Annotated in this window: 8 protein-coding genes and 1 pseudogene; 3 read left to right on the plus strand and 6 right to left on the minus strand. The window is 72.1% G+C overall.

What is annotated here, in order from left to right:
- Positions 1-32 precede the first annotated feature (32 nt).
- From AC060L_RS28280 to AC060L_RS28290, 3 genes are all read right to left on the minus strand, one after another.
- Positions 33-1,298: a L,D-transpeptidase family protein gene (locus tag AC060L_RS28280; RefSeq protein WP_483801791.1), complete on the minus strand. Its 1,266-nt coding sequence runs from the start codon at positions 1,296-1,298 to the stop codon at positions 33-35.
- Between the two features lie 246 nt (positions 1,299-1,544).
- Positions 1,545-1,874, minus strand: coding sequence for a hypothetical protein (locus AC060L_RS28285; RefSeq protein WP_483801779.1), 330 nt, complete (start codon positions 1,872-1,874; stop codon positions 1,545-1,547).
- A 510-nt stretch (positions 1,875-2,384) separates the two neighbouring features.
- Positions 2,385-3,785 carry a cystathionine beta-synthase gene (locus AC060L_RS28290; protein WP_483801780.1) on the minus strand — a complete coding sequence of 467 codons (1,401 nt, stop codon included), beginning with the start codon at positions 3,783-3,785 and terminating at the stop codon, positions 2,385-2,387.
- 175 nt (positions 3,786-3,960) lie between these two features.
- Here AC060L_RS28290 and AC060L_RS28295 point away from each other — a divergent pair, with 175 nt between their 5' ends.
- The 3 genes from AC060L_RS28295 (at position 3,961) to AC060L_RS28305 (ending at position 7,635) form a co-directional block, all read left to right on the plus strand.
- Entirely contained in the window at positions 3,961-5,037 is a 1,077-nt protein-coding gene (locus AC060L_RS28295) for an SGNH/GDSL hydrolase family protein (RefSeq protein WP_483801781.1), read from the plus strand.
- 41 nt (positions 5,038-5,078) lie between these two features.
- A complete protein-coding gene (locus AC060L_RS28300; protein WP_483801782.1) occupies positions 5,079-6,299 on the plus strand; it encodes an acetyl-CoA C-acetyltransferase in 1,221 nt (406 codons plus the stop codon).
- Between the two features lie 313 nt (positions 6,300-6,612).
- Positions 6,613-7,635, plus strand: a complete 1,023-nt coding sequence (locus AC060L_RS28305; protein ID WP_483801783.1) for a hypothetical protein — start codon at positions 6,613-6,615, stop codon at positions 7,633-7,635.
- Positions 7,636-7,723: 88 nt separating this feature from the next.
- Here the strand turns inward: AC060L_RS28305 and AC060L_RS28310 are convergent, their stop codons facing one another.
- The 3 genes and pseudogenes from AC060L_RS28310 to AC060L_RS28320 form a co-directional block, all read right to left on the minus strand.
- Positions 7,724-8,134 carry a hypothetical protein gene (locus AC060L_RS28310; protein ID WP_483801784.1) on the minus strand — a complete coding sequence of 137 codons (411 nt, stop codon included), beginning with the start codon at positions 8,132-8,134 and terminating at the stop codon, positions 7,724-7,726.
- A gap of 60 nt (positions 8,135-8,194) precedes the next feature.
- Positions 8,195-9,049, minus strand: coding sequence for a Bax inhibitor-1/YccA family protein (locus AC060L_RS28315; RefSeq protein ID WP_483801785.1), 855 nt, complete (start codon positions 9,047-9,049; stop codon positions 8,195-8,197).
- Between the two features lie 268 nt (positions 9,050-9,317).
- A pseudogene (locus tag AC060L_RS28320) lies at positions 9,318-9,424 on the minus strand (IS5/IS1182 family transposase); the annotation flags it as partial.

Below are 9,424 nucleotides of genomic sequence, written 5' to 3' on the forward strand. Positions count from 1 at the left end.
CCTTGCGGCCTCCCCTCAGTGGAGACTCAAGCCTAGAAGGCGCTGCCGGCCTTCCAGTCCGCCCAGGACAGGTTCCAGTCGCTCAGGCCGTTGGCCGGATCCACCGTGCGGTCACCGGAGTTGACCACCTCGACGACGTCGCCGACCATCGAGCCCGCGTAGAACCTCGCGCCGTCCGTGCCCGGGTCGCCGGCGCCCTTGACGTCGCGCAGCGCGATGCAGCCGTGGCTCAGGTTGGCGTGGCCGTAGGCCGAGGCGGGCGACCAGTAGTTGCCATGGATGAACGTGCCGGAGGCGGTCAGCCGCTGCGCGTGCGGCACGTCCGCGATGTCGTACTCGTCGCCGAGGCCGACCGTGGACGAGTCCATCCTGGTCTGCTGGAAGCGCTCGAAGATCACCATCTTGCCTGCCCAGGTGCGGTGTTGGGGCGATCCGCCGATCACCTTGTAGACCGCGCCGGTCCGGCCGTCGGTCGTCACGGTGAGGGTGCCGGCAGCGAGGTCGACCACCGAAGTCTGGGCCCGGCCGATGGTGAAGCCGACGTCCTTGTTCTGGGTGCCGAAGACGCCGCTCGCGCCCTCGACGTCCTTCAGCCGCAGCTTCAGCGTCACCTTGGTGCCCGCCGCCCAGTACTGCTGCGGGCGGAAGTCCAGCCGGGTGCTGGAGTACCAGTGACCGGCGACCTCGACGCCCGGGTCTGCGACCACACTGATCGCCTGCTGGACGGCCTTGCGGTTGGTGACCGGCTTGCTGAAGGTGATCGAGACGGGCATCCCGACGCCGACCGTGGAGCCGTCCTCCGGCGTGAAGTAGCCGACGAAGGTGGCGGCGGGGCTCGCGGTGCGGAACGAGGCCGCCGCGTGCGCCGGCAGCTTGTCCCGGTCGACGGCCTCGGTCGTGACGGTGTAGGCGGTGCCGCTGCTCAGTGGTGCAGTGCTGGTCCAGCTCAGCGCGTCGGGCGCGAGCCGGCCGGCGATCTGCTGCCCGGCGGCGTCGGTGACGGTGACCGCGCCGAGCGTGCCGGCGGCCACGGTGACGGTGACCGGGGCGTTGAACGGGGCGCCGGTGCTGCCGTCGGCCGGGCTGACGGTTATTCGGGCGGCGGAGGCCTTCGGCGTCGGGGTGGCGCCGGCAGCCGGACCGCCCGTGCCGTCGGCGGTGGCGGTGTCACTGGCGCCCTTGCCGCCGCCACCGCCGCCACCGCCGTTGCAGGCCGCGACGAACAGGATCGGGGCGCCCAGCAGGCCGGCGAGCACGCCGCGCCGGCCCAGGGTGCCGCCGCTGCCACTGCCACCGATGCTGCCGCCCGCACCGCGCCGCCGCTGCTCGTGCTGTGCCGTCACGATCTCGTCTCCCTGCTGTCGGCTTCGCTGTATCAAATCGGATATAGCGACGCTTTTCCGGGCGAACGGGTTCCCCCCGAAGGGATTCAGATCGTACGAGATGATGAAAGATAGTGCCAAAAATGGACATACCGCCCAACCGACAAGCGGCGGGCGGTATGCGGTACTGCGAAGAGCAGAAGAGCCGAAGAGCCGAAGCCCCTACTCGATCTCGAATTCGTAGCTGTCCTCTTCGGGGTCGAACTCGGTCTGCGCCGACTCCCAGGTGGCCTGGGCCAGCTCGATGCCGGGCACGTCGCCGAGCAGCGCGACCGGGTCGATGAAGTGGGCGAGCGAACCCGAGGGGTCCACCTCGATCGCCTCGACGGACTGGGCGCGCTCCTCGTCGTCCAGGTACTCGTCATCGGCGACCTGGGCCAGGGCGGCGGCCTTCAGGGCGTTCTCGTCGGTGATCTCCGCGATCAGCTCGATGCTGAGGCGGACGTAGCGGGGAGCGTCGGAAGCTTCGGCGCTGATCTCGGTGCTGGTCATGCTGCCGAGGGTAGGCGACAAAAGCGACCTGACCCAACGGCGACGACAGGCGAAGGGCCGACGACAGGCGAAGGGCCGGCCCCGGTGATCCGGGACCGGCCCTGCCCGCTCCGCCCGGCTCCCCCACCCGGGAGCTGCGGAGCCGCGCCACCAGGGGCGCGAGGTGCCGTGGGTGCCGCCGCACCCTGAGCACCGGCCTGAGCCGGCACAGGGGCGGGACGACGGCGGCCCCCACGTGGGGCCCCTCCGGCCCGTGAGGATCCGGAGGGAGACACCGGGCCGGGTCAAGGCCGGCCTCCTGTGTCCCAGACGGTTCCGGCGCCCGGGGAGCCGCTCCCGGTCACCGCTGCCGTCTCGCTCGGCGTCTTGCCGTGACCACTACAGTGCCCGACCGTTGTTAACCAGGTGATGCGGGCACGTGACGTGGGTGTACCAACCTCTGAGGATCTGTCAGCGCGGGGTCCCTCAGTGCGCAGCCCCTCAGGGCGCGGCTCCTCAGCACATGACCCGTCAGTGCGCGACCCGGCCGGCCATGAAGGCGAGCAGGTCCTGGCGGGTGACGATGCCCTGCGGCTTGCCCTCCACCAGCACCACGGCCGCGTCGTGCTGCTCCAGCACGGTCATCAGACCGGTCACCGACTCACCGGAGCCGACCACCGGCAGCGGGCGCGACATGTGCTGCTCCAGCCGGTCGGTGAGCTGCGCCCGCCCGGTGAACAGCGCCGAGAGCAGGTCGCGCTCGGCGACCGAGCCGATCACCTCGCCGGCCATGATGTCCGGGTGCCCGGCGCCGGGCGAGACCACCGGCATCTGCGAGACGCCGAAGTCGCGCAGCACCTGCACCGCCTCGCCGACCGTCTCGCTCGGGTGCATGTGGACGAACTGCGGGATGCCCTCGTGCTCCAGCGCGTCCTTGCGGGCCAGCACCTCGCCGATGTGCGCCTCGTCCTCGGCGGTCGGCAGGAAGCCGTAGTCGGCCATCCAGTCGTCGTTGAAGATCTTCGACAGGTAGCCGCGGCCGCCGTCCGGCAGCAGCACGACGACCACGTCGTCCGGGCCGAGCCGCTTGGCGACCTCCAGCGCGGCCACCACGGCCATCCCGCAGGAGCCGCCGACCAGCAGGCCCTCCTCCTTGGCGAGGCGGCGGGTCATCCGGAACGAGTCCTTGTCGGAGACCGCGACGATCTCGTCGGCCACCGTGCGGTCGTAGGCGGTCGGCCAGAAGTCCTCGCCGACGCCCTCGACCAGGTACGGGCGGCCGGTGCCGCCGGAGTAGACCGAGCCCTCCGGGTCGGCGCCGATGACCTGGACCTTGCCCGCGGAGGCGTCCTTCAGGTAGCGGCCGGTGCCGGAGATGGTGCCGCCGGTGCCGACACCCGCGACGAAGTGGGTGATCCGGCCCTCGGTCTGCTCCCAGAGCTCGGGACCGGTCGAGTGGTAGTGCGAGGCGGGGTTCTCCGGGTTGGAGTACTGGTCCGGCTTCCAGGCGTTCGGGGTCTCCCGGACCAGGCGGTCGGAGACGTTGTAGTACGAGTCCGGGTGCTCGGGCGCGACCGCGGTCGGGCAGACCACGACCTCGGCGCCGTAGGCCCGCAGCGTGTTGATCTTGTCAGTCGAGACCTTGTCCGGACAGACGAAGATGCACTTGTAGCCCTTCTGCTGGGCCACGATGGCGAGCCCGACGCCGGTGTTGCCCGAGGTGGGCTCGACGATGGTGCCGCCCGGCTTGAGTGCGCCGGAGGCCTCGGCCGCCTCGATCATCCGCATCGCGATGCGGTCCTTGACCGAGCCGCCGGGGTTGAAGTACTCGACCTTGGCCAGCACCGTGGCGGAAATCCCCTCGGTGACCTTGGTCAGCTTCACCAGTGGTGTGTTTCCGACCAGCTCGATGATCGAATTGTGGTACCGCACGGGGGTCCTCCCGGTCTGTGGCCTTGGTGTTCCTCGGTGGCCCCAGCCTATGGCTCCGGATGGCCTACGCCTCCCGATAGCGCAAAGGTGTCAAGGGGTATGCACGCTGGTATGGACGCTGTGGAACGGGCCCGCAGCCTGCGGGAGACCGGATGAACGCGAAGGGGGCAGCCGGATGCCAGGGGCGCAGCAGTCGAGGGCACGAGCGGCCCGGCGGATCGCCACAGCGGCGGCGTACGGCGGCGGCGGGCTCGGCCTGCTCGGGGTGGGCCTGGCCGGCGTGCTGATCACCGAGAGCCGGCTCGCGGTCCGCGCGGTCGGAATCCTGGACGGCGCGCCGCCGAAGGCCGACGGCATCTACGGGGACGGCTTCGCCGATCCGGCGGCCGAGGACCAGGAGCCGCTGGTGCTGGCCTTCCTCGGCGACTCGACGGCTGCCGGGCTCGGCGTGCGGCGCAGCCGGGAGACGCCGGGGGCGCTGCTGGCCGCCGGACTCGCCTCGGTCGCCGAGCGGCGGGTGCAGCTGGTGAACGTGGCGGTCTCCGGAGCCCGCTCGACCGACCTGGCGCGCCAGGTGCGGCTCGCGGTGGCGGCCCGGCCGGACATCGCGGTGGTGATCATCGGGGCCAATGACGTCACCGGGCACACGCCGGCCGCGCAGGCCGTCCGCCAGCTCGGCGACGCGGTCCGCGACCTGCGCGCGCTCGGCTGCGAGGTGGTGGTCGGCACCTGCCCGGATCTGGGCACCATCAAGCCGGTGCGCCCGCCGCTGCGCTGGCTGGCCCGGCGGGCCAGCCGCCAGCTCGCGGCGGCGCAGACCATAGCGGTGGTGGAGGCCGGCGGGCGGACCGTCTCGCTCGGCTCGCTGCTCGGGCCGGAGTTCGCGGCCCGGCCGGAGATGTTCGCCTCGGACCGGTTCCACCCGTCCGCGCAGGGCTACGCGACGGCCGCGATGGCCGTGCTGCCCTCGCTCTGCGCGGTGATCGGGCTCTGGCCGGAGGCGGCCGAGCAGGAGCCGCCGGCCCGCCGCGAGGCGATGCTGCCGATGGCGGTCGCGGCGGCGCACGCGGCCGGGCAGTCCGGCACCGAGGTCACCTCCGCGACGGCCGGCGCCGGCGGCGGCCGGTGGGCGCTGGTCAAGCACCGGTTGCGGCTCGGACTGCCGGGAGCGCCGGGCGAGCCGGCGGCTGCCGGGGGCGAGTCGGCGAGCTCACACGCGACCACAGGTGACGCACGCGCTACTTGGGAGTAACTTTCCTCTGCGTAGCAGCCGGACACTACCGAGGAGCCGTCATGCCCGAAGCCGTCATCGTCAGCGCCGCCCGTTCGCCGATCGGCCGGGCCTTCAAGGGGTCACTGAAGGACGTCCGCCCGGACGACCTGACGGCGCAGATCATCGGCGCCGCACTGGCCAAGGTGCCGCAGCTGGACCCGCGCCAGATCGACGACCTGATGCTCGGCTGCGGCCTGCCCGGCGGCGAGCAGGGCCACAACCTGGCCCGGATCATCGCCGTCCAGATGGGCATGGACTACCTGCCCGGCACCACCATCACCCGGTACTGCTCCTCCTCGCTGCAGACCACCCGGATGGCGCTGCACGCGATCAAGGCGGGCGAGGGCGACGTCTTCATCTCGGCCGGCGTGGAGACCGTCTCGCGCTCGGTCAACGGCACCTCGGACGGCATGCCGGGCACCACCAACCCGCTCTTCGACGACGCGATCGCGCGCACCGCCGAGCGGGCCGCGAAGGGCGGCGGCGAGTGGCACGACCCGCGCGAGGACGGCCTGCTGCCGGACGCCTACATCGCGATGGGCCAGACCGCCGAGAACCTGGCCGCACTCAAGGGCGTCACCCGGGCCGACCAGGACGCGTTCGGCGTGCGCTCGCAGAACCTCGCCGAGGCCGCGATCAAGGCCGGCTTCTGGCAGCGCGAGATCACCCCGGTCACCACGCCGGACGGCACCGTCGTCTCGGCCGACGACGGCCCGCGCGCCGGCGTCACGCTGGAGGGCGTGCAGGGCCTCAAGCCGGTCTTCCGCCCGGACGGCACGGTCACGGCCGGCAACTGCTGCCCGCTGAACGACGGCGCCGCCGCGCTGGTGATCATGTCCGACACCAAGGCCCGTGAGCTCGGCATCACGCCGCTGGCCCGGGTCGTCTCCACCGGCGTCTCCGCGCTCTCCCCCGAGATCATGGGCTACGGCCCGGTGGAGGCCTCCCGCCAGGCGCTCAAGCGGGCCGGGCTGAGCATCGGCGACATCGACCTGGTCGAGATCAACGAGGCCTTCGCGGCCCAGGTGATCCCGTCCTACCGGGACCTGGGCATCGACGAGGACAAGCTGAACGTGAACGGCGGCGCGATCGCGATCGGCCACCCGTTCGGCATGACCGGCGCCCGGATCACCACCACGCTGATCAACTCGCTGCAGTGGCACGACAAGCAGTTCGGCCTGGAGACCATGTGCGTGGGCGGCGGCCAGGGCATGGCGATGGTGATCGAGCGCCTGAGCTGAGGCGGTGGGCCCCGGGTCTGCCGTCAGGCCCCGGGCCCGTTCAAACGGGGAGTCACCCGTTTGGCGTCACTGAGCGTAATTGAGGGCCGGATCACACCCAGGGTGCGATCCGGCCCTCAAATATTCGCTTCGGACGCATTTTGACCACATGGTGAAACCAGTCAACTGCGCAGCGTACAACAAGCACACCTTTAGATTTTTGGACAATGAGGAACATCACCGGCATTTCGGACATCTTCCTCTGCAGCACCACCCACCCATACGGCACTGTGGAGATGTTCCCCTGTTCCACTCCGCGCAAGGAGTACGTTCCGTGAGCGCCGTGTACATCCCGCTTCTGCTGATCCTGATCGCCGTGTCGTCAGCCGTGCTGTTCCATGTACGCGGCCTCTCCCGCCGGGTCGCCGAACTGCGCACCGCCCCACCCGCCACGGCACCCGTGGACGAGGACGCGATACGGCGCGCGGTGACCGAGGCGCTGGCCGCCGACCGCGAGCGGGAGATCAGCGAGGCGCGCGCGTTCTGGGCCGAGCAGGAGGCCCGGGCCGCCGAGGACGAGACGCTGCTGGACACGCCGTTCGCCGGCCCGTTCCCCGAGTCGGAGCTGGGCGGTCTCGATCTGAGCGGCCTGGCGAGCCTGGGCCCGGCCGACGGCTGGCCGGTCTTCTTCCCCCGGCCGACCGGCCCGGAGGACGCCGCCGACAGCGCGGGCACGATGGACCCGGAGTTCGGCGAGGCGCTGCGCGCGGCGCTGGAGGAGATGATCACCGAGAGCGGTCCGCTGACCGGTCCGCACGCCGGTCCGCAGGCCGGCGGGCACCCGGCCGCGGGCGGTACCGGCGGCGCCGGCGCCCCCGGCGAACCGGCCGGCGTCGGTGAGAACCACCGGGCCCCGCGCGAGGCCGACCTGCTCGCCACCGCTCTGGAGGCGGGCCTGCTCGACCCGGACCAGGCCGCCGCTCCGGCCGAGGCCCCGGCCGCCGCGCCGGACCCGCGCCGCCACCCCTCGCACCCCGACTTCGTGCCGAGCCAGACCCCGTCCCGCGAGTGGACCGACGCCCGGCTCACCGCACTCGCCGAGGACCGGATCGCGCTGACCGACGTCCGCCCGGGCCCGCTCGGCACGCTGGACGTCTACGCGTTCGCCGACGGCACCACGCTCTGCGTGGCCCCCGGCGACCGCGAGGCCGCCTACCGCCTGATCGACGCGGTCCGGGCCGACGAGGACGTGCGACTGCTCGGTGGCTCGCGGTTCTCCGGCTCGTACTCGCTCTCCTTCTCGACCGACGAGGAGGTCGTCTACGTGCTGGCCGACCGCGTGGTGGCGAGCATCTGACGCCGGCTCGTCAGAGCCCCTGAGCTGCGGGGTCGGGGAGCTGGGGGTTGGGGAACAGCGGCTCAGGAAGACAACTCAGGAAGACAGCTCAGGAACAGAGCTTCGCGACGGCGGACACCGCCGTGGTCATCTCCGCCAGGAGGCCGGCCGCGGCGGTGTCCGCGTCTTCGGCCCCGGGTGCGGCAGCCGCCCGCCGCCCGGCCGGCGTGGCGAGAACCAGCGCGGCCGCGAGGTCGTGGACGGCCACCACCAGCTGGTCGCCGACCGCGAACACCCCGGCCTCGGGGATCTCGCGGATCACGGCCTGCGGCCCCTCCTCCAACAGCTGCGCCTGCCCGGCCAGTCGGCGGGCCAGCGCCAGCCCGGCCGCCGCCCGCGAGGCGTGGCCGGGAACGCCGCCGAGCAGCTTGCTCTGCGGCATCGCGCGGAAACGATCCGCCAGCTCCTCGACGCGTTCCACCAAGGAAGAGGGGTCCACCAGGGAAGACAGTTCAGCCATGGCGCGAGCCTATCGCCGCGCCGCCGCGGGCTCCGCTGCCCGGGCAGGCCGTCCAGCGGCTCAGTCGTCGCCGCGCAGGATCGCGATCAGCCGCAGCATCTCCAGGTAGATCCAGACCAGCGAGAGCGTCAGCCCGAACGCCGCCCGCCAGGACTCCCGGCGCGGCGCACCGCCGCGGATCGCCTCCTCCACCGCCGCGAAGTCCAGCGACAGGAAGAACGCGCCGAGCCCGATCCCGACCAGGCCGACCAGCACGCCGAGCGGCCCGGAGTTCAGGCCCATCGAGGCGCCGAACGCCGTCGCGATCAGGTTGACCGCCATCAGCAGCAGAAAGCCGACCGCGACGGCCAGTCCGATCCGGGTGGACCGCGCGGTGACCCGGATCCGGCCGCTCCGGTACGCGATCAGCATGCCGGCGAAGACGGCCGCCGTGCCGAGCACGGCCTGGATCGCGATGCCCGGCCACAGCTCGTTGAAGAGCTTCGTGACCGCACCGAGGAAGAACCCCTCCAGGCCCGCGTAGAGCAGCACCAGGGCCGGATTGACGCTGCGTCGGAAGCTCACCACCAGGCCGACCACGAAGGCCGCCAGCGCGGCCCCCAGCGCGATCCCGTAATCGGCCGTCGGCAGCGCGAACCACGCGACGGCACCGGCCGCGACCACGGTGAGCAGCGTCAGCGCGGTGCTGGCGACCACGTCGTCCATCGTCATCCGGCCGGTCGCGGCCGGGCCGGCCGACGGCGCACGGTACAGCTCCTCCAACTCCTCGGCGCCGACCGGCCGGTCGTACGGGCTGCCGTACCGGGCGCCCGACTGCGGCGCCGCGCCGAAGCCCGCGTACCCGGCGCCGCCGCTGCCGCCGGTCCGGCGGGTGAAGGACCCGTCCCGCGAGAAGACCGGGTTGCTGCTCCTCATGCTTTTCCTCCCAGGGCGGTGCCACACCGCCCGCAGCGCCAATGGTAATGCGTTGGTAAAGGAAACGCCGTGGCCTGCGGACCCGTTCCCGGCCCCGGATGCGGACAGCCGTCGGCACCGCGCGGGCAGCTGCCCGCGCGGTGCGCAGAGGTGGTGCGAAGGGGTGCGGTGCAGGGGTGCGAAGAGCAGGGAGGAGCTGGTGCCCGGAGCCGGACTCGAACCGGCACGGCCTCGCGGCCAAGCAGTTTTAAGAGCGTCCGCCAGTAGGTCATCGGATGCGGGGGCTGTGGGGGCGTGTGTCCCAGCGGTGGGTGAACCATGCTCGTCGTATCAGGCTGCGGATGGTGACGATGGCCGTAGCCAGGGCGATGTAGA

It is taken from the genome of Kitasatospora sp. NEAU-69 (genome assembly GCF_057158765.1).

Bases quoted from the DNA above. Each gene is read 5' to 3' on its own strand.
- AC060L_RS28295 (WP_483801781.1), top strand. From the start codon at position 3,961: ATGCCAGGGGCGCAGCAGTCGAGGGCACGAGCGGCCCGGCGGATCGCC.
- AC060L_RS28310 (WP_483801784.1), bottom strand. From the start codon at position 8,134: ATGGCTGAACTGTCTTCCCTGGTGGACCCCTCTTCCTTGGTGGAACGC.
- AC060L_RS28300 (WP_483801782.1), top strand. From the start codon at position 5,079: ATGCCCGAAGCCGTCATCGTCAGCGCCGCCCGTTCGCCGATCGGCCGG.
- AC060L_RS28285 (WP_483801779.1), bottom strand. From the start codon at position 1,874: ATGACCAGCACCGAGATCAGCGCCGAAGCTTCCGACGCTCCCCGCTAC.
- AC060L_RS28315 (WP_483801785.1), bottom strand. From the start codon at position 9,049: ATGAGGAGCAGCAACCCGGTCTTCTCGCGGGACGGGTCCTTCACCCGC.